21 protein-coding genes are annotated in these 17,292 nt (G+C 56.8%); 7 read left to right on the forward strand and 14 right to left on the reverse strand.

The annotated features are described in order from the left end of the window. Window positions 1–6: 6 nt before the first annotated feature. The 6 genes from flhB to L2D14_14465 form a co-directional block, all read right to left on the reverse strand. Window positions 7–1,077, reverse strand: coding sequence for a flagellar biosynthesis protein FlhB (gene flhB / locus L2D14_14440; GenBank protein WNJ99059.1), 1,071 nt, complete (start codon window positions 1,075–1,077; stop codon window positions 7–9). Window positions 1,078–1,109: 32 nt separating this feature from the next. Further along, on the reverse strand, window positions 1,110–1,871 hold the full coding sequence (locus L2D14_14445) for a flagellar biosynthetic protein FliR (GenBank protein ID WNJ99060.1): 762 nt from the start codon (window positions 1,869–1,871) through the stop codon (window positions 1,110–1,112). Window positions 1,872–1,880: 9 nt separating this feature from the next. Further along, complete coding sequence (gene fliQ, locus L2D14_14450; GenBank protein WNJ99061.1) at window positions 1,881–2,153, reverse strand: flagellar biosynthesis protein FliQ; 273 nt, start codon at window positions 2,151–2,153, stop codon at window positions 1,881–1,883. A 76-nt stretch (window positions 2,154–2,229) separates the two neighbouring features. After that, entirely contained in the window at window positions 2,230–2,556 is a 327-nt protein-coding gene (locus L2D14_14455; protein ID WNJ99062.1) for a flagellar hook-basal body complex protein FliE, read from the reverse strand. Window positions 2,557–2,658: 102 nt separating this feature from the next. Next, window positions 2,659–3,069, reverse strand: coding sequence for a flagellar basal body rod protein FlgC (flgC, locus tag L2D14_14460; GenBank protein WNJ99063.1), 411 nt, complete (start codon window positions 3,067–3,069; stop codon window positions 2,659–2,661). A 34-nt stretch (window positions 3,070–3,103) separates the two neighbouring features. Then, entirely contained in the window at window positions 3,104–3,508 is a 405-nt protein-coding gene (locus L2D14_14465; protein WNJ99064.1) for a flagellar basal body protein, read from the reverse strand. Window positions 3,509–3,844: 336 nt separating this feature from the next. Here L2D14_14465 and L2D14_14470 point away from each other — a divergent pair, with 336 nt between their 5' ends. From L2D14_14470 to fliP, 4 genes are read left to right on the forward strand one after another with little or no spacing between them, the layout of a single operon-like run. Then, window positions 3,845–4,165: an EscU/YscU/HrcU family type III secretion system export apparatus switch protein gene (locus L2D14_14470; protein ID WNK01690.1), complete on the forward strand. Its 321-nt coding sequence runs from the start codon at window positions 3,845–3,847 to the stop codon at window positions 4,163–4,165. A 20-nt stretch (window positions 4,166–4,185) separates the two neighbouring features. Beyond that, on the forward strand, window positions 4,186–4,452 hold the full coding sequence (locus tag L2D14_14475) for a hypothetical protein (GenBank protein WNJ99065.1): 267 nt from the start codon (window positions 4,186–4,188) through the stop codon (window positions 4,450–4,452). Window positions 4,453–4,477: 25 nt separating this feature from the next. Beyond that, entirely contained in the window at window positions 4,478–4,834 is a 357-nt protein-coding gene (locus tag L2D14_14480) for a flagellar biosynthetic protein FliO (protein WNJ99066.1), read from the forward strand. Continuing rightward, window positions 4,831–5,589: a flagellar type III secretion system pore protein FliP gene (gene fliP / locus L2D14_14485; protein WNJ99067.1), complete on the forward strand. Its 759-nt coding sequence runs from the start codon at window positions 4,831–4,833 to the stop codon at window positions 5,587–5,589. The genes L2D14_14480 and fliP overlap by 4 nt, the downstream gene beginning before the upstream one ends. Before the next feature lie 18 nt (window positions 5,590–5,607). Here fliP and L2D14_14490 read toward each other — a convergent pair whose 3' ends face one another. From L2D14_14490 to L2D14_14525, 8 genes are all read right to left on the reverse strand, one after another. Further along, complete coding sequence (locus L2D14_14490; protein WNJ99068.1) at window positions 5,608–9,165, reverse strand: hypothetical protein; 3,558 nt, start codon at window positions 9,163–9,165, stop codon at window positions 5,608–5,610. Further along, window positions 9,165–9,890, reverse strand: a complete 726-nt coding sequence (locus L2D14_14495; GenBank protein ID WNJ99069.1) for a flagellar motor protein MotB — start codon at window positions 9,888–9,890, stop codon at window positions 9,165–9,167. Before L2D14_14495 ends, L2D14_14490 begins: the two co-directional genes overlap by 1 nt. After that, window positions 9,887–10,672 (reverse strand): flagellar motor protein MotB, encoded by a 786-nt coding sequence (locus tag L2D14_14500; protein WNJ99070.1) that lies wholly within the window; start codon window positions 10,670–10,672, stop codon window positions 9,887–9,889. Before L2D14_14500 ends, L2D14_14495 begins: the two co-directional genes overlap by 4 nt. A gap of 16 nt (window positions 10,673–10,688) precedes the next feature. Further along, window positions 10,689–11,075, reverse strand: a complete 387-nt coding sequence (locus L2D14_14505; GenBank protein ID WNJ99071.1) for a response regulator — start codon at window positions 11,073–11,075, stop codon at window positions 10,689–10,691. 140 nt (window positions 11,076–11,215) lie between these two features. Further along, window positions 11,216–11,935, reverse strand: coding sequence for a hypothetical protein (locus L2D14_14510; protein WNJ99072.1), 720 nt, complete (start codon window positions 11,933–11,935; stop codon window positions 11,216–11,218). Window positions 11,936–11,956: 21 nt separating this feature from the next. Beyond that, window positions 11,957–12,451 carry a DUF6468 domain-containing protein gene (locus L2D14_14515; protein WNJ99073.1) on the reverse strand — a complete coding sequence of 165 codons (495 nt, stop codon included), beginning with the start codon at window positions 12,449–12,451 and terminating at the stop codon, window positions 11,957–11,959. A gap of 31 nt (window positions 12,452–12,482) precedes the next feature. Continuing rightward, window positions 12,483–13,625 (reverse strand): flagellar motor switch protein FliM, encoded by a 1,143-nt coding sequence (gene fliM / locus L2D14_14520; GenBank protein ID WNJ99074.1) that lies wholly within the window; start codon window positions 13,623–13,625, stop codon window positions 12,483–12,485. Between the two features lie 42 nt (window positions 13,626–13,667). Beyond that, on the reverse strand, window positions 13,668–14,204 hold the full coding sequence (locus L2D14_14525) for a flagellar basal body-associated FliL family protein (protein ID WNJ99075.1): 537 nt from the start codon (window positions 14,202–14,204) through the stop codon (window positions 13,668–13,670). A gap of 435 nt (window positions 14,205–14,639) precedes the next feature. Here L2D14_14525 and flgF point away from each other — a divergent pair, with 435 nt between their 5' ends. The 3 genes from flgF to flgA all read left to right on the forward strand — a co-directional run bounded on the left by flgF (window position 14,640) and on the right by flgA (window position 17,262). Then, window positions 14,640–15,380, forward strand: a complete 741-nt coding sequence (gene flgF / locus L2D14_14530; protein WNJ99076.1) for a flagellar basal-body rod protein FlgF — start codon at window positions 14,640–14,642, stop codon at window positions 15,378–15,380. A gap of 64 nt (window positions 15,381–15,444) precedes the next feature. Next, the gene (flgG, locus tag L2D14_14535; GenBank protein ID WNJ99077.1) at window positions 15,445–16,230 is read left to right on the forward strand and encodes a flagellar basal-body rod protein FlgG; all 786 of its coding nucleotides are present in this window, start codon (window positions 15,445–15,447) and stop codon (window positions 16,228–16,230) included. A 27-nt stretch (window positions 16,231–16,257) separates the two neighbouring features. Then, the gene (gene flgA, locus L2D14_14540; GenBank protein ID WNJ99078.1) at window positions 16,258–17,262 is read left to right on the forward strand and encodes a flagellar basal body P-ring formation chaperone FlgA; all 1,005 of its coding nucleotides are present in this window, start codon (window positions 16,258–16,260) and stop codon (window positions 17,260–17,262) included. Window positions 17,263–17,292 lie beyond the last annotated feature (30 nt).

The raw sequence follows: 17,292 nt of genomic DNA on the forward strand, positions 1-17,292 counted from the left end.
CCGCCATTAATGTACTGTTTTCCCCTTAAGACGCATAACGTAACCGATAACTTCGGCTACGGCGACAAAGTGTTCAGGCGGAATTTCCTCGTCCAGTTCGACGCTGGCATGCAGTGCCCGCGCCAGTGGCGGGTTTTCAACGATGGGGATGTCATGCTCCTCCGCTACTTCCCGGATGCGAAGCGCCAGCGAATCCACCCCTTTGGCCACCAATCTCGGTGCTGACATCTCATCAATCTCGTATTGCAGCGCGACGGCGTAGTGAGTCGGGTTTGTGATAACCACATCGGCGTCGGGAACATTCGCCATCATACGCTCACGTGCCCGCTGCTGGCGCAAGGCGCGTATGCGCCCCTTGACCTGCGGATCGCCTTCGGACTGTTTGTGCTCGTCCTTGATTTCCTGCTTCGACATCTTCATCGACTGTGTGAACTGGTACTTCTGATAGGCAAAATCGAGCACGGCGATTGCCGTCATCACGGCAATCGTACCGGCGGAAATGAGGATCGCGACATTCTGGATCCGGTCCAGAATCGCGGCCATCGAAAATGCCGGGAACAGGGTCATGTCGCCGAGTAACGGTACGGTCATACCGATCGACACGAAAGCAACGATGACCAGTTTCAAAATACCCTTGAGAAAATCGACGAGCGCACGTGACGAAAACAGCCGTTTAAATCCTTTGAGTGGCGAGATTTTCGAATAATCGGGTTTGATTTTTTCGGGCGCAAACAACAACCCGAACTGCAAGACATTGCCGGCAAAGGCAAAGATCACGACAAGCAGGAGAAACGGCGACAACGCGAGGCCCACTTCAAGGAACGATCCGGCCAGATACGACCGCATTCCTTCAAAGTCCGCGGGGATGGCGTGGACGTTTTCCAGGTATGGCAGGCTGATCTCGCGGATTCGTCTGCTTATGAAAGGCGCCATGAAGATGATACCCGCCGTACCGGCCAGCAAAACGAGCCAGCTTTTAACTTCCATTGAGGACGCAACCTGACCTTTTGAGCGCGCCTGCGTCAGCTTTTTGTCTGTCGGGTCTTCAGTTTTTTGTGCGTCGTCTTCTTCAGCCATGTCGTTCTTTTCCTATGACGCATTCATGCCGTTCACGGTGCCAGAAACGGCATATAGGCCTCACTGTAGGCCCGCAGAAACACGATCATCATGCCCGAAAAACAAACCATCAACACCCAAATCTGCAGGCTGACCTGTATCGGCAAACCGAAGAAAAATACCTGCAGTGCCGGCATCAGTCGGCCAAGGATCCCCAGCGCCAGATAATACACCAACGCCACCAACAGCATCGGGGAAGAAAGCTTCAACCCCAGTGTAAACGCCTTGACCAGCGTCAGCGTCAGCGTTTCCGACATATCGCCGAATTCAATCGGCATACCCGGTTTGAATAATGAAAAGCTGTCAACCATTGCCCGCAGAACCACATGATGAAGGTCCGATGCAAACACCGCGACCAGTGCCGAAGTGCTGAGAAACCCGGAAATAATCGAGCTTTGCTGGTTCGAGATCGGGTCCTGGATCATCGCGTTGGCCATCGAAGCGAAATACGAGATGAAAGTCCCCGCTGCCTGCAACGCGGAAATAACGAAGAAACCGATGCTGGCCATGAACGCGCCGATGATTACCTCGCCGGTGAGGATCAAAAACAGTGCAAGAACACTCTCGGGCATAGGGGGGATATAGGCCTGAAGCGAAGGCAGCAGCAGAAATGTAATCGCCAACGCGATTCCAAGGCGGTAACGCGGCAGCACATATCCGGCGCCGAAACCCGGCACGAGTGCCAGCATTGTGCCGATCCGCGCCATCACTACGGTCAGCATCCAGATATTGACCTCAAGGAACTGTTCCAGCATGGCCCGCCCCTAGCTAACACCCAACGAGATCATCCGGTCGAACAGCGTTCTCGCGAATTCCACGACTTCGGTCATCATGAACGGCAAAAACACCATAATCGCCAGAAAGATCACGATGATCTTCGGCACGAACGTCAGCGTCATTTCCTGAATAGTGGTCAACGCCTGAAACAATGCGATGACAAGACCTATCAAAAGCCCCGCCATCATAATCGGGCCGGCGGTATAGAGGACGACCATCAGCGCCTCTCGCCCGATTTCCATGACTGCGGTTTCGTTCATGTGTGATCCCTGCCGGCTGGCCGTGTGCGCATGCCAAGGTCCGCACGCACACCCCTGAGATCAGTTAGCGAATGCGTCAGATCGGCATACGCAATATTTCTTTGTATGCATCGATCACCTTGTCGCGAACCGATACCACAGTCTGCAACGTGACTTCGGCTTCCGCAACTGCAGTCACGACCTGGCTGAGGTCAGCGCGGTCATTGACACCCTGTATCGACAATTGCTCGCTTTTTTCGCCGATCTTGATGGCTTCATCGATGGCACTGCGGACCAGGGAAGCGAACTCATCCCCCCCCGAGGCCGGTGCCGCTTTCGGACCACGACCGCCGAACGCATCACCACTGGCGACGTCGGAGTACGCCTTGATTGCATTCGCAAAACCGATAGCTGGATTAGACATTTTTTCGTTCCCGTTCCAGGTTCACCTGGCAGCTTCTCGGCCGGTGCCTATATTTTGAGCCGCCTTCTCGGCGCCCGGTTTTCTTGGCCTGCGCGCGTTTTCCTAGCGCAGGATGTCGATCGTGCTCATCAGCATCGACCGTGATGATTTGATAACGTTAAGGTTCGCCTCGTATGAACGCTGTGCTTCACGCATATCCGTCATTTCAACAAGCCGGTTAACATTCGGTGTCAGCACATACCCGTCGGCGTCTGCCGCCGGGTGGCTCGGCTCGTACCTTCTGCCGAACTCGGACATGTCGGGGCGGACCTTGTTGGTGCGGACCGTATCAAGTCCGATGGCCCTGTCGAGTTCGTTTCTGAAAGTCACGATCTGACGTCGGTAAGGTTTTCCGTTCGGATCCTGTGCCAGCGAATCGGCATTGGCGATGTTCTGCGAGATGACCCGCAGGCGCTCCCCCTGGACCCGCATGCCGGCGCTTGAAATCGAGAAAGTCTTGAATAGATCGTCCATATGTAACCCTTATGACCGCTGAACCGGCCGTAAATTATCTTGCCCTGACCGCTTGCGAGAGCATGGCCAGATGCTTTTTGTAAAGCTGCGTAACGAGACGGTGCTTGGCGTTGGTCTCGTTCATCTTTGCCATCTGCTCTTCAAGTATGACGGAGTTGCCGCTAGGTGACGTTTCAAACGGATGACGAACGGATTGCTCCGCGAAGTCGCGGATACGCTTACGCCGTCCCGGCTGGTGCGCGGCGCTGGTCACATCCATATTGAGCTGAATTTTTTCCTGACGCAGGATTTCCCGAAATTCGAAAGGTTTCAGGTCGGTCGCTCTGAAACGCGGGGTATCCGAGTTGGCGATATTCTGCGCTAGCACTTCCTGACGCTGGGTCAGCCAGTTCAACTTGCTTTTAACTGCCGCAAACAGGGAGGTTTTATCTAAATCCATACCCTTGTCCCCTTACCCGCGTCACGATCCTGACCACCGGCGAACATATCCGCCGTTTTCCAGGTATTTCCCCCGGGGAATTCCCTTGGAAAATTTCCTGACGATTTCCTGATAGGCATTATCTGCCGGTCTTTATTAACAAGTGGTGAATCTTTGTTAACGATGTCTGTGATTCTTGCCGGTCACAGGTCATCCCCAAGGTTGGGTCACCGACATGATATGATTTATGGTTTGTTAAACCGCATCGCAGAGAGTTAGCCTTCAGCATGGTTCCGGCTATAAAATATGCACGGGGAGGCACTTTTGGGGCGCACGGAAGACCTGACGCAAACCAATATGAAACCGCCGCCACCCAAGGAACGTGCGGTATCGGTCGCCTTGAAGGAGCAGCAGGACGGCCACGCGCCTAAGGTCATCGCCGCTGGACGCGGCACGGTTGCCGAGCAGATTCTCGCCCTGGCATTCGCCCATGGCATAAAGGTTCGTGAAGATGCCGATTTGGCGGAATTGCTGTCGGCGATCGACATAGATAGCGAAATTCCGGTCGAAGCCTTCACCGCAGTCGCTGAAATATTAAGGTACGTGTACCTTGCTAATGCAGATGCCGACAGCAAGGATGCGCCGTCAGCCGAGGACTGGGTCCGAGGTAAGAACTGACAACGACGAGGAGCAGCAGCATGAATGAAACGCCGGAAAGCAGTGACGGCCCCGATTATCTTCAGGAAATCGAGGATCTGACGACACTCGTCGAGCGCGGCCACGATCTTGTCAAAGACGGGAACCAGGTCGATTTGACCAACCTTGAAGAACCGATTGCAGATTTGTGCCGCAGGCTTTCCGAAATTCCCCCGAGTGACCCCGAAGCCGTTACCGTTGCAATACAGCATCTGGTCGGCCGGCTCGGCGCACTCAGCGATGCCCTGCAAGCACAAACAAAACTATAGGCGCGGGTTAACTTATTAAATGGGAATGGACGGGTATCTCCGGTTTGCTCTGGCGCTGATCTTCGTGATCGCGCTGATCGGTGTGCTCGCCGTCCTGGTCCGGCGCCTGGGCTTCGGCTTTCCTGCCGGCACTACCAAAAATGCGGGAAACCGCCGTATCGAAGTGGTCGAAATTACGTCTCTCGATGTACGCCGGAAACTGATTCTGGTGCGGCGCGACGATGTCGAGCATCTGCTTGTCGTCAGCCCGACATCCGAACTGGTTATCGAAACCGGCATCCGCGCGGACGTTAATCAGAAGACTGGGTTCCGCGATGCTCTGGATGCCGCGACGCGTGCATCCGAGGACCGGGATACCAAACCCGGGGAAACACCGGAATGAAGCTGAAAACCTTCATTATAAGTTACGCCGCGACCGGTATCGCCCTGTCGCTGGCCTTGTTATTCGGTGCCGGTGATGCACTGGCACAGACTTTCAGCCTTGATCTTGGGCAGGGTGGCGGCGAGGCAACTGCCCGCATCGTTCAACTGGTCGCCCTGATCACGGTTCTTTCGCTGGCGCCTTCGATCCTGATCATGGTTACGTCGTTTGTCCGCGTTGTCGTCGTGCTTTCGTTTCTCAGAACGGCGATGGGGACGCAGCAAACGCCGCCTAACCAGGTCATCGTCAGCCTCGCCATGTTCGTCACGGCATTCATCATGATGCCGACCTTCGAGCAGGCCTATGACAACGGCATCCAGCCCCTGATTGCCGGACAAATCGATGAATTCGACGCCTTTGAGCGCTCGGTACAACCGTTTCGCGTTTTCATGTTGCGTCAGGTACGCGAACAGGACCTTGAATTGTTCGTCGATATCAGTGGCACCGAAGTCGAAGAGGCACGCGAGCAGATGCCGATGCGCGTTCTGATCCCCGCGTTCATGATTTCCGAACTGCGCAGGGCTTTTGAGATCGGCTTCCTTATTTTCGTGCCGTTCCTGATTATCGATATGGTGGTGGCCTCTGTCCTGATGGCCATGGGGATGATGATGCTGCCGCCGGTGATCATCGCCCTGCCGTTCAAGATCATCTTTTTTGTGCTGGTCGACGGCTGGTACATCATCGTCGGCTCCCTGGTCAGGAGCTTCGGCGGTTAGCCGGGCAGAACTTCAAACTCAGTTAAGAGATGAGAGCGGCTCACCGCTCTTGAGCTTGTCACGGTAGGCCGTCAGGAATGTCTCGACTTCCTGGACCTTCGCCGTCACACGGCCGGGGTCAAGTGTGCCAATCGTTGCCGGCGCTGTTACCAACTCGAAGGCTTCGGCAAACTTGGTCCCTGCCATCGCCGGACCGTATTCACGCTTGATCTGGCTGACGGCGCGCTCACCACCGGAATTGGTCAGGGCAATGGCATAATTTATCAATCGCGTCGCCTGTACTTCGTTGACCGGTAAGTCCGGTTTGGCACCGGATAGCTTGACCAAGAGCCGGAGCGATTTCGCAACTTCGCGCCAGTCGGCACTTTTCCAGAAAATCTCCATACGAAGCAGTTCAGCCTCTTCACTCAGGTCCGTTTCAAGCAGCGCCAGGGCATCTCCCGACCTGCCAAGCCCCATCAGGAGTTGCGCGCGCAAATGGCGGCGGAGCGTGACCAGTTCGCCTGGCAAACTTGCCTCATTGGTACCCTGTAGCACCTCAAGACCGAGTTGGAATTCTTCGGCAAGCGAATAGATCAGCGCAAGCCTTGCGCCAACGCGGGCTTTTTGCTCGCCAACAAGGCGGAACTGCACTTGCGCCTTCAGTATGTCGGCGGCTCTGTCGAGAAGATCCACCTCGACCAGCTTATCGGCGAGATTGCGAATCATTTCATCGCCGCGTGCCCCGGCAGGCGTCAGCTCCTTGAACTCATTATAGATGGCAATCGCTTTTACAGGATCGATCGCATCAGCCTGATTTCCGAGGAACAGCGTATTGAAGGTTTCGCTCATCTGCTTCGTGATCTCGGGGGCTTCGGCGAAATCGCGGAAATTGGTCGCCGCTTCCTTCAGGGTCGACAGACCTTCACGGTAAAAACCTTCATCCAGATACAGCGAACCAAGACGCCGGAGGTTGCTGAATTCCATCCTGTCGCCGCGCCACGCAAATCGGAGCTTCTCGTATTCTTCGATCGCCTGACGGAAATCGATCCGGCGCAGCTTCAAAAGCATTTCCGTCCGTGCGACCCGGGCACGGGCGCGCGAGGGACGGTGGTCGCTTTCCAATACTTCTTCCCAAAGCGATATGGCACCGTCAAAATCGCCATCCAGTTCCTTGAGCTTACCCTCGGCATATTTCAGCATCGCCTGCTCACTCGGAGTCGGATTCTCCAGATTAAGCGCATCCAGGAACAGCCGTGCCCCCTGTCCATCACCGGTTTCGGCAGCAACCTCGGCGATCAGAATGCCGAGCGGCATTTTCAACGCCCGCGGATAATCGCGTGCGATGGAGCCGGTGAAACGCAGATCCCTTGCCGAGCCGATACGATCACCCATCATGGCATGCGCAGCGGCAGCCCAAAGCCTGCCCTCGTCATTTTCGGCGAGGCTCTCATGGTTCAAATCCTCAAGCGCCATTTCATATCGACCGAGCAGGAAATTTGCGCCCCCTCGCAGAATGCGGACCGAAGGATCGTTCTCGAGCAGAGGGATGTCGTCAATTGCAACACGGATCACGCCCAGCGTTTCCGGCGCAAAGGCGTTGGCGAAAAAGAACTTTGCGAGTTCAAGCCTGGCGGCGGACTTGCCCCGCTTCGGCGCATCGGCAACCTCGGCCTCATAGCGGCGGCGGTAAACGCGGAGCTGCTCGGTCGTAGCAAAATATTTCTCTAGTTCCTGAAGTGCGACAACCATCGCCCGCGATGCTGCGAGTTGCGCATGCGCAGCGGCATCATCAGAAACATTGGTGATTGCAAGACGAACGCCGGAGCTGCCGATTTCCGCCCCCTGGCGCAGCGAACGCACCCTGAGATCGTCGATCACCGGATTGATCACGATGCCCTGCGCCGCCGGCTGAATACTGAACTGAGGAAAGGTGAATTTACGTCCGACAGCCTGTCCCAGTGGAATCACAGGCACGACGACAAAATTATCGCCGATATTCGGATCGGATATCGCAATCGGACGGCCGGGTTCGGGCACTGCGACGAAAACCCGCGCACCGACAGGTGAGTCCGGCTGTGCGGTTACTTCAAGCGCCGCCTGAGGGGCCATCGGACGGGGTGCGAAGTCGATCACCCAGGCAAGTCCATCGCGGGCCACCGCGGGATTGTAGCGTTGCGACGTGCGGATACGCAGTACCGTCGCGCTGTCATTGGGTATCTGCAGAATTTCAAAAGCCGCTTCGCCGGCCTGGAGTTGCAGCGCCGCCGCATCCACGGTCATCGGCTTGTCGAATACGATCCAGATCGCACCGCCCCGGCGGAACGTCGCCGCCGCTACCGGCTCGTCGAAATCAAACCGGAATGCCAGTTGGTCCTGTCCCGGAGTTGCCGTCACACGGGCAGCCGTTGCCGGTGTGCCACCAACCGGTTCCTGGGCACGGGGTGAAAGCTCTTCTGAAATCGGCTCACTGGCAGCCGTAGCCGCCGTCGTTGGTGCCGCAGGCTGCGGCGCACCGCTCGGTGTCAGTGCGCGCGGCTGGGTGCTTTCGGCGGCATCTTGCGTCCGCTCAGCCGTCAAGCTGACCGGCGCGCCTTCTCCTCCGGCAGGGGCTGGAGGAACTTCGGGGGCGGCGGGGGGCGTCTCGACGGTTTCAACCGGAGCAACGGGCTGGGCCGGCGGCGCTGCTTCGTTCGTAGCGGCAGGCGATGGGGTCGCAGGTGCTTCAGGCGCCGCCGCTGCGACCGTTTCTGCAGGCAAGGCGACAGGATCCAGACTGCCGGATGGTTCACGGACATCGACAACCACTTTCGCGCCGGACAGGAAATCACGGATATTCGATGTCGACGGCACGGCCAGGGTTACGGTCGTCGTATTCCCGTTAACCGATGTCCGGGCGCCGCCTATCAAACGCGCGCCGCCATCGGCAAGCGCACCAAGTTCAATCCGGGCAGGACGCTGAAAACTGATCGTCACAACACCGTTATCGCTACTGGCCTGATAAGGGGTTGCATCTGCAAAATCAAAAACGATTCGTGTGTAATCCGGATGCTCGCCGGTTCGGACCCTGACTTCCGGGGCATCGGCAGGTGCCGCGCCTGTATTGGTTTGTTGGGCACTGGCCAGCGCACGGCTCTCGCGGACCGGTGCCACGGCGACATCAATAGTCCCCGTTTCATTCGCTGTAACGGGTGCAGGCGGCGGCGCTTTGTCAGCGACACTCTCGTCTTCAAGCAGTTCGATCGTAACCGCCGTCCCGGTATAGAAAGCGAAAACCTTAACCGGCTTTTCCAGACGGAAACTGACGGAACGGCCGTCCGCGCCTGCCTGGGGGTCGGCGACGATGCCTTTCAGGCCGTCCGCAATGGACGCAAAGTTACCTTGAACAGGGCGCGAAAACCGGACGTTCAACCGCCCGTTTTCAACGCTGTGCTTATAGGCAACAGGCACCTGCCAGGCAAAAGTGATCAGCGAGGATTTGCCCGATTGTTCGGTCCGCACTGGAATACGTTCAGCTTGGGCATGCGTCACGGCCATGCCGGATAACGCCAGCAGCACCGACATAAAGGCAATGGATTGGATCACCGGGCGCATCATCAGAACGTCCTCGATGTCGGCATGATTATGATATCGACTCTGCGGGCCAGCTTGCGTTTCTCGGCATCGCTGAGCGACGGCAGACGGTTATACTGCGTCGCGGCATAACCCAGTGCGACGATCTTTTCTTCGTATCCACCTCGCCTGATGGCATTGGCGACGGCCGCCGCCCGGGCGATTGAGAGTTCCCAGTTGGAGGTATAGGCACTGCCGCCGGGCGGCGCGGGGTCGGTGTGGCCTGTGACGGCGATGCCATTGCCGACATTGTCGAACATGGCACCAAGCGTGTGCATTGCCCCCTGGGCGCGTTCCGTGATCACGGCGGCGCCGGGCTCGAACAAAAGATCGCCCGGCAATGCGAGCATCAGCCGATCCTCGAGCCTGACGATCAGAACGTCACGTAACAACGGATCGTTCGACAGGTTTTCCTCGATCACCCCAGCCAGATAATCCAGATTGACGGCACGGCGCTGAAACAACGTACCGATGTTCAGTTGCGCCGATGGTTTGCTGACGGTTTCTTCAATCGCCGGGTTCAAGGTCTGCGACAGTGAATCGATAATCTTGTCCCATTCGTCGATCTTGACGTTCGACATCGCGAACAACAGGACAAAAAAGGTCAAAAGCAGGGACACCAGATCGGTAAATGTGAGCATCCACATCTTAGTGTTGTGATGCTCAGGTTCTTCGACATGATCAAGGGTCAGCAGCACGTCGCGTCTCATGGCTCGCCCCCAGCCTGTCCCGGTGTCTGTCCCGCTGCTTGGCCTGCAGGCTGTTCAACAGTATCTGCCGGCAACGTCCGTTTGCGCATTTCCTCAAGCGCCTCTTCGAAACGGGTTTCGGTTTCCTCTATACCACGCACCCAGAACCACATGGAGACGTTGCCCTGATCTCCACTCTTGATGCCGACGGAAACACTGTCTGGCGGTGCACCGCGGCCAACCATTGTGCGCGCCAGTTCTCCGACACGGGCCATATCAAGACCCTGTTGCAAGGGCAGATAAAAATTCCCTGTCAGCGGCGTACCGATAATGACTTCCATATCCTGGCGCAGGCCCGGTGCCCGGTTCGACAGCGAGGCCACGACACGATCCAGCAACGGCAGCATATCCTCGCGCACGGAGATCTCATCGGCCTTGAAAAGCGCACTGGTCGGCATCCTCAGTCGCATCAGCCGGCCCGGCTGCACAACTTCGATCTTTTCAATCTGCACGGCCGTCGAAAAGGTCGACGTAATTTGTTCCTGGAATGCCTCGCCGGCAATAATGTCGCCGTCCTTGGCATTAAATTCTGTCGCGTCGGAGGTCGGCGGCAAGACCGTGGTAAAAGTGGACGATAAACTATCCATCACCGCTGTCGATTTGACCGTCTCGAAGGTCGAAATCGACACCAGCATGATAAAGAACGCCAGAACCAGAAGGAACAGACCCAAAAAGATCGGCACGATATCCGGCATTTGTACCGGCTCATCGGCGGGAAGTTCCAATTCCAGGTCTTTCAGCATATCCCCGGCCTCACGTTCAAAAGTCGCCCAAAACGCTGACAAGCTTGGTCTTCAGCGTCTCGGCCGTGAACGGTTTGATGATATAGTTCGATACACCGGCCTGCTTTGCAGCAATGACGTTCTCGGTCCGGCTTTCCGCAGTCACCAGAATGAACGGCAAATCCTTTAAAACCGCATCTGCGCGGACTTCCTTTAGCAGCTCGAAGCCACTCATCGGCTCCATGTTCCAGTCTGAAATGACCATCCCGTAATTGCCTTCGCGCAACTTGCCGAGGGCATCGCCACCGTTCGTTGCTTCGTCGACATTGGTAAATTTCAATTGTCTGAGCAGACTCTTCAGAACCTTGAGCATGGTCTGGTAGTCGTCCACGATCAGGACTTTCATGCCCAAGTCTACGGCCATTTCCGCTCCCAAATACCCGGCCAGTCTGCTTCAGGCTCTCCTGAAAATGCATCATCACCGGTGTCCCAATCAGATTTTCTTATGAAAATCCGATAATTTCAGGCAACACCCCTGCTGCCTGACTTATTCTGGCCCGTACCCTACAGGCCACCGACGGAGCGCGGCAGTTCCCGCAGCGCCCGCAATTCAACGGTTACCTCACGTGCGCGATCCGGATTCATCTGCGCCATCACAGGCGCCAGTTTGCGTTCCTTCATCCGCTCCGCAACCTCAAGCAAGGTACCCATTTCCAGATCTTCGAAAATGCGCGCAGCATCCTTCGGTTTCATGTTCTCGTAAATCTTGACCAGGCTGCCGAGTTTCTTTTCCTGCTGTTCATCGAACACCTTGATCCGGTCCTCGATAACCACGCGCAGGTCTTCAAGCTCTGCAACACGGCGCTCGATCCTGATCTCGGCAGCGCGCAATAATCCTTCGCGGGCTTCAAGCTCGCGCGACTTCGCCGCCAGCTCATCCCGGCGCTCGGCCAACCGCATCAGGATTTCGATCTCCGCCGGCGTCAGCAGCGTCGGGTCATCGGTAATCAGCTTGCTTGGATCCTGCCGCACCGTCGTTGCGCCTTCAGCCGGCTCACTCGGCAATGGCTCGACGGCAGGCACTGCAGCCGCCTCCTGCGGTGCTGCGCCATCCGCCGGCTGAGCATTCGGATCGGTTTGCGCACGCGCTTCGGAAACATTGATCGTGCCGTCGAGAAGGTTGTCGATACCTTCCCAGATATCCCCGACCCTTACTGTCAGCATGAGCGTGGCAGCAAAGATCGTCAGCGGCAGGAAGCGGATCTTCGAAATGAGTTTTTTCATACCTGTTCTCGGCTCCCGTGCTTAACCGGCATCGCGTAAGGCGCGAAGCAATTCACGCTCGGCCTCGGAGCGTGGTTCGATCCCGGTGCTGCTGCCCCGGCCGGTTTGCGGTGCCTCGGCCTCACGGGGCTCGACCTCCGGTGCTTTTCTAGGTTGCGCCCCATTTACGCTAGTCGATGGAGGCTTCGGCACGACACCAAGGCCGTCACGGGCCTCGCGCACCAGATCTTCAAGCCGGTCCGCTGTCGAACCGCCGCGATCGGCAAGAAAAGAAATATCGTCACGCAGGGTTTGCGCGCGCTGCATCTGGATATCCAGTGCCTGGGCGACGGTCCGCAACTGGTTCAGGTTTTCTTCGGCGCGCTGTGTCGATTCACCGAAAGTTCTGGCAAGGCTTTCCAGATCCTTCTTGTCTTTACGCAATCTGTTCAGTCGTTTGTTCAGAACCATCGCATAACCGATGGTCACCACCAGAAGTACGGCGACGGCGATATCAATAATCAGGGTATAAGGCATCGCTCAGTATCCTTCGTCCGTTTTCCGTATCTCAACCGTTGCGGGGCGCTTTGACGATCCGATCGCCGATCCGGACCGCAATCCGGCTCCCCTTGCGGCCCATGCGACCGGTGTACATCGGCACATCGCCGCACACCAGTTGCACCGGTGAATCCTGCGTCGCACTCAGCATGATCCTGGAGCCGACCTTGAGATCGAAGACATCGCGGAGCTTCATGATCTGCGTGTCGATAACCGCTTCGAGATCGACATCGGTAACCCATAACTCTTCGGCGAGGTGCGTCTCCCAGATGGTATCGCGGCCGAACTTCTCCCCCATGAACATCTGCAGAAGAAGTTCCCGCACAGGCTCGAGCGTGGCGTAAGGCAGAAGCAATTCAAGCCTGCCACCACGGTCTTCCATGTCAATCCGGAGCCGGGCCACGATCGCCGCGTTGGAAGGCCTGGAAATCGTCGCAAAGCGCGGGTTGGTTTCAAGGCGGTCAAAACGGAAAGTCACCGGGCTCAGCGGCTCGAACGCCGCGGACAGATCGCCCAGCATGACATGAACCATCCGTTCAACCAGCGATCGTTCAATAGTCGTATAGGGCCTGCCCTCGATCCGCATTGCCGCGGTCCCCCGGCGCCCACCCAGCAAAACGTCGACAATCGAATAAATCAGAGAACTGTCGACCGTGATCAGGCCGTAGTTGTCCCATTCTTCCGCCTTGAAAACGCTCAGCATCGCCGGCAGGGGAATGGAGTTCAGATAATCGCCGAAACGGATCGAGGCGATGTTGTCGAGCGAAACCTCGACGTTGTCGGAAGTAAAATTACGCAGCGATGTCGACATCAACCGCACCAGACGGTCAAAGACGACTTCCAGCATCGGCAGACGTTCATAGGAAACAAGAGCCGAGGACAGAATGGCCTGGATACCGGCACGTTCACCGGCCTCATCGCCCTCTTCGTCGAAACCCAGCAGTGAGTCGATTTCATCCTGGTTGAGGACACGGGTAGCCTCACGCGGCGGGGCGCCGGAATCATCGTCATCGCCGCCATCATCGTCGCTGGTCATCATGGCTTCCCATTCAGCGGCAAGTTCGTCTTCGCCGCCTTCTCCGCCCTCGCCTTCGCCCTCTTCGAGAGCAGCGTCCCACTCAGCCGCTAATGCGTCGTCATCACCAGGCGCCATTCGAAGTCGCCTCCTTCCGCCAAGACCGTGTCGTTAACGGCCTCATTGAATCAACATTTCCTTGAACAGGATGTCCCTGACCTTAACCGGCGCGACGGCGGCGCGAATCCGGGTCAGAAGTTCCTCGCGAAGCCTGTACATTCCGGCGGAACCGTCCAGGTCCTCGACCCTTAATTCACGCAGATAAACGTTGAAGTTATCCATCACCCGCGCGATTACCGCTTCGACTTTCGGTTTGTCCTCTTCAAGTTCCAACTCCAGGCTGACCTGGATTTTGATGAATCTCGCTTTTCGTCCTGCGGTATTCAGATTCACCGTCAATGACGGCAACTCGTAAAACACCGATGGACCTTTTTCGCCTTCGACGGTCTCCGACGTATGATCCGGTTCGCCGACAATCATCTTGATGACCGGGTCGAGCAATCCGGTGAAATACGCGCCGGCCAGACCACCCAGTACCAGAAGAATGACGACAATGATGATGATCAGTAGTTTCTTCTTACCGCCTGACCCTGAAGGCGCGGCTTCCTCGCCTCCGCCATCCGCAGATACTTCGTCGTCTTCGTCTTCCTCGGCCATGAGCCCTCTTCTCCGGAACAGGACCGGCAAAGCCGAACCGTCCCAATCGGTCTATGAACTATAGTCCGCGTTTGGTTAACAAGTTATTGCCAACGGCGGTTCCGGCCTCTCCGAACTTATTCCCCGCATTTTCGTCAAAGTTTTGCTGAGCAAGGCGTTGCAGCGAATCACAAGATACCAAATAGGGCGTTCAAGGGGCAACAACACTACGACATCTTGCCAATTTAACTCAAATCCGCTCACACGGCATTTCCTGCCCGGTAAAGGATGCACGCCGAACCTGAATTTACCATGCCTCGCCCTCCCCAAGTTAATGCTAATCCATTGATAATATTACCATTATTAATTTGGCACGGGTGATGCATATGTACCGGCAAAGGCACACCGGCTGCTTGCCGGACAGATGCCTAAGAACGGGAATAAGGATTGTGGACAATGGAAAATACCATGTACGTGGCGCTGTCCAGGCAGACGACTCTCCGTCGTCAACTGGATGTAGTCGCCAACAACCTCGCGAATATGAGCACACATGGCTACAAAAGCGGCCAGATGATGTTCGTCGAGCACCTGACCAAATCAAAGGGTGGCGACAGCCTGGTTACGCCGAACCTGGCTTATGTACGTGACATCGCGACAATGACCGACACCAAGCCCGGCGCGATAGAACACACGGGCAACCCCCTTGATGTCGCCATTCAAGGCGAAGGCTATTTCGTCATACAGACACCCGAAGGCGAACGCTATACCCGCAACGGGCGTTTGCAACTCGATAACACGGGCCAATTGGTCAACCAGCTTGGCCAGGCCGTGCTGGCTGATGGCGGCGCCCCGATGGTCTTTGCCCCTGAAGATACGGAAATCGTGATTTCCAAGGACGGCACCGTTTCCACGAACAATGGTGAACTGGGCAAGCTCCGGATCGTCAACTTCGACAATGACCAGATACTCGAGCGCTCTTCGGGGGCGCAGTTCTCAACGACGGAAGACAATCCGGCCAAGGACGTAACGGATGCGGCCGTGCTGCAAGGCGCCGTCGAAGGCTCGAACGTCGAGCCGATTTTGGAAATGGCCAACATGATCGAAGTTCACCGCGCCTATGACTCGGTGAAATCCTTCATCGACCGGGAAGACGAACGCCAACGCGCCATGATCAGAGATCTCGGCGCCGCTGCTTAAACCAGACAATAAAACGCCCGGCTCAAAAGCCTGGGCACCAATGAATACGGGAAAGGACGAAACAATGAGATCACTGGATATCGCATCGACGGGCATGCTGGCGCAACAGCGCAATGTCGAGGTCATTTCGAACAACCTGGCGAACATGAACACCACTGCGTACATGCGCCGACGGACGGAATTCCACGATCTGATCTACCAAGACCTCAGACGTGTCGGGTCGACTTCATCGGATGCCGGCAACGTTGTCCCGACGGGCGTTCAGCTCGGTCTCGGCGTCAAACTGGCCGCCGTCTACCGTATTCATGAACAAGGCAACCTGACGGCGACCGACAATACCTTCGATATCGCCGTACAGGGAAAAGGCTTTTTTCAGGTTTTGTTGCCGACCGGTGAAACCGCATATACCCGCGACGGCACTTTCCAGCTCAATCAGAACGGACAGGTCGTAACCCATGACGGCTATCAAATGCAGCCCAGCATCACGGTGCCGCAAACAGCCATCGATGTGACGATCAACGCGTCCGGCGAAGTACTTGCCAAAATCGAAGGCCAGGTCGCACTGCAATCCGTCGGGCAGATTCAGATCGCGACATTCCAGAACGAACCCGGCCTGCAGGCCATCGGTGACAACCTTCTGCTGGAAACCCCGGCATCGGGTTCCGCCGTGACAGGCAATCCGGCAGCCGTCGGTTTCGGCTCGTTGCTGCAGGGCTTCCTGGAAACCTCGAACGTCAATGCTGTCGAGGAAATCTCACACCTGATCTCTGCACAGCGCGCATATGAAATGAATTCGAAGGTCATTCAGACCTCCGATGAAATGATGGGCACATTGACGGCGCTCAGATAACACAGGCCAAGGATAAGGAGTGAACCCATGCGTAAACTACTTGTTCCCCTGATTGCGGTGATCGCCGCCGGCGCCATGCCGGCAGCCGCCGGCAGCAATTCGGACAACCGCAACGCGCCTGAGATGGCCATGCTGAAACAAGCCGGCTCGGCCCTGGTCGATCATGTCGTCGTCGATGCCAAGGTCATCCGGCTCGGCGATCTGTTCACCAACGCCGGCAAGAATGCAGAAGTGTCCGTGGCCTATGCACCGGATCCCGGCAAGCGCGCAGTCTTCGATGCACGCTGGCTATACCGGGTTGCACATGCCTACAAGATCAACTGGCAACCGCTCAGTGCCAGAGCCGAAGCCGTTGTCGAACGCGCCTCGATCAGCATTCCGATAGATGACATCAAATCTCAGATCCTCTACGCACTTGCCGATCAGGGCGTGACCGAGGAAATGGACATTGAGTTCGCCACCCGCTTCCAGGAATTGTTCCTGCCTGCCAGTGCCGATCCAATAGTGCGGATCGAGAACATGAACTACCAGGCCAGAACCGGCCGCTTTTCGACAATCGTAGTCGCCGGCCAGGGGGCCGCCATGGAGCGCGTGCGCATGACCGGACGGGCTTTCAGAACCGTCGAAGTCCCGGTTCTTCGCTCCCGCGTTCTGCGCGGCGATATCATCACCGAAGCAAATCTGGAATGGGTGAAGATGAAGGCTGAACGGGTGCAAAACGATGTCATCGTCGATGCATCTGACTTGATCGGGAAAACACCGAAACGCGGCATGCGCGCCGGCCAACCTCTGCGCAGCATTGATGTTACCCGCCCGGTCCTGGTCGAAAAGAACAGCCTGGTAACGATCTTTCACAAGGTCCCGAACATGATACTGACGGCGCAGGGCAAGGCACTGCAGAACGGTGCTGACGGCGATGTTGTGCAGATCAAGAACGGCCGCTCCAACCAAGTGATCGAAGCCGAGGTTGTCGGCCCGGGCAGGGTTGCCGTCCGCAGCCTGTCACAGCAAATTTCGATGAGCCTTAACTAGGTCTTCAACAGGGCCCCGGGAAAGGCCCAG

The sequence above is a fragment of the Thalassospiraceae bacterium LMO-JJ14 genome, from assembly GCA_021555105.2.
In the GTDB taxonomy this organism is placed as follows: domain Bacteria; phylum Pseudomonadota; class Alphaproteobacteria; order Rhodospirillales; family Casp-alpha2; genus UBA4479.

Excerpts from the sequence above, each read along its gene's own strand:
- flhB (WNJ99059.1), bottom strand. The coding sequence starts at position 1,077 with ATGGCTGAAGAAGACGACGCACAAAAAACTGAAGACCCGACAGACAAA.
- L2D14_14445 (WNJ99060.1), bottom strand. The coding sequence starts at position 1,871 with ATGCTGGAACAGTTCCTTGAGGTCAATATCTGGATGCTGACCGTAGTG.
- fliQ (WNJ99061.1), bottom strand. The coding sequence starts at position 2,153 with ATGAACGAAACCGCAGTCATGGAAATCGGGCGAGAGGCGCTGATGGTC.
- L2D14_14455 (WNJ99062.1), bottom strand. The coding sequence starts at position 2,556 with ATGTCTAATCCAGCTATCGGTTTTGCGAATGCAATCAAGGCGTACTCC.
- flgC (WNJ99063.1), bottom strand. The coding sequence starts at position 3,069 with ATGGACGATCTATTCAAGACTTTCTCGATTTCAAGCGCCGGCATGCGG.
- L2D14_14465 (WNJ99064.1), bottom strand. The coding sequence starts at position 3,508 with ATGGATTTAGATAAAACCTCCCTGTTTGCGGCAGTTAAAAGCAAGTTG.
- L2D14_14470 (WNK01690.1), top strand. The coding sequence starts at position 3,845 with ATGAAACCGCCGCCACCCAAGGAACGTGCGGTATCGGTCGCCTTGAAG.
- L2D14_14475 (WNJ99065.1), top strand. The coding sequence starts at position 4,186 with ATGAATGAAACGCCGGAAAGCAGTGACGGCCCCGATTATCTTCAGGAA.
- L2D14_14480 (WNJ99066.1), top strand. The coding sequence starts at position 4,478 with ATGGACGGGTATCTCCGGTTTGCTCTGGCGCTGATCTTCGTGATCGCG.
- fliP (WNJ99067.1), top strand. The coding sequence starts at position 4,831 with ATGAAGCTGAAAACCTTCATTATAAGTTACGCCGCGACCGGTATCGCC.
- L2D14_14490 (WNJ99068.1), bottom strand. The coding sequence starts at position 9,165 with ATGATGCGCCCGGTGATCCAATCCATTGCCTTTATGTCGGTGCTGCTG.
- L2D14_14495 (WNJ99069.1), bottom strand. The coding sequence starts at position 9,890 with ATGAGACGCGACGTGCTGCTGACCCTTGATCATGTCGAAGAACCTGAG.
- L2D14_14500 (WNJ99070.1), bottom strand. The coding sequence starts at position 10,672 with ATGCTGAAAGACCTGGAATTGGAACTTCCCGCCGATGAGCCGGTACAA.
- L2D14_14505 (WNJ99071.1), bottom strand. The coding sequence starts at position 11,075 with ATGGCCGTAGACTTGGGCATGAAAGTCCTGATCGTGGACGACTACCAG.
- L2D14_14510 (WNJ99072.1), bottom strand. The coding sequence starts at position 11,935 with ATGAAAAAACTCATTTCGAAGATCCGCTTCCTGCCGCTGACGATCTTT.
- L2D14_14515 (WNJ99073.1), bottom strand. The coding sequence starts at position 12,451 with ATGCCTTATACCCTGATTATTGATATCGCCGTCGCCGTACTTCTGGTG.
- fliM (WNJ99074.1), bottom strand. The coding sequence starts at position 13,625 with ATGGCGCCTGGTGATGACGACGCATTAGCGGCTGAGTGGGACGCTGCT.
- L2D14_14525 (WNJ99075.1), bottom strand. The coding sequence starts at position 14,204 with ATGGCCGAGGAAGACGAAGACGACGAAGTATCTGCGGATGGCGGAGGC.
- flgF (WNJ99076.1), top strand. The coding sequence starts at position 14,640 with ATGGAAAATACCATGTACGTGGCGCTGTCCAGGCAGACGACTCTCCGT.
- flgG (WNJ99077.1), top strand. The coding sequence starts at position 15,445 with ATGAGATCACTGGATATCGCATCGACGGGCATGCTGGCGCAACAGCGC.
- flgA (WNJ99078.1), top strand. The coding sequence starts at position 16,258 with ATGCGTAAACTACTTGTTCCCCTGATTGCGGTGATCGCCGCCGGCGCC.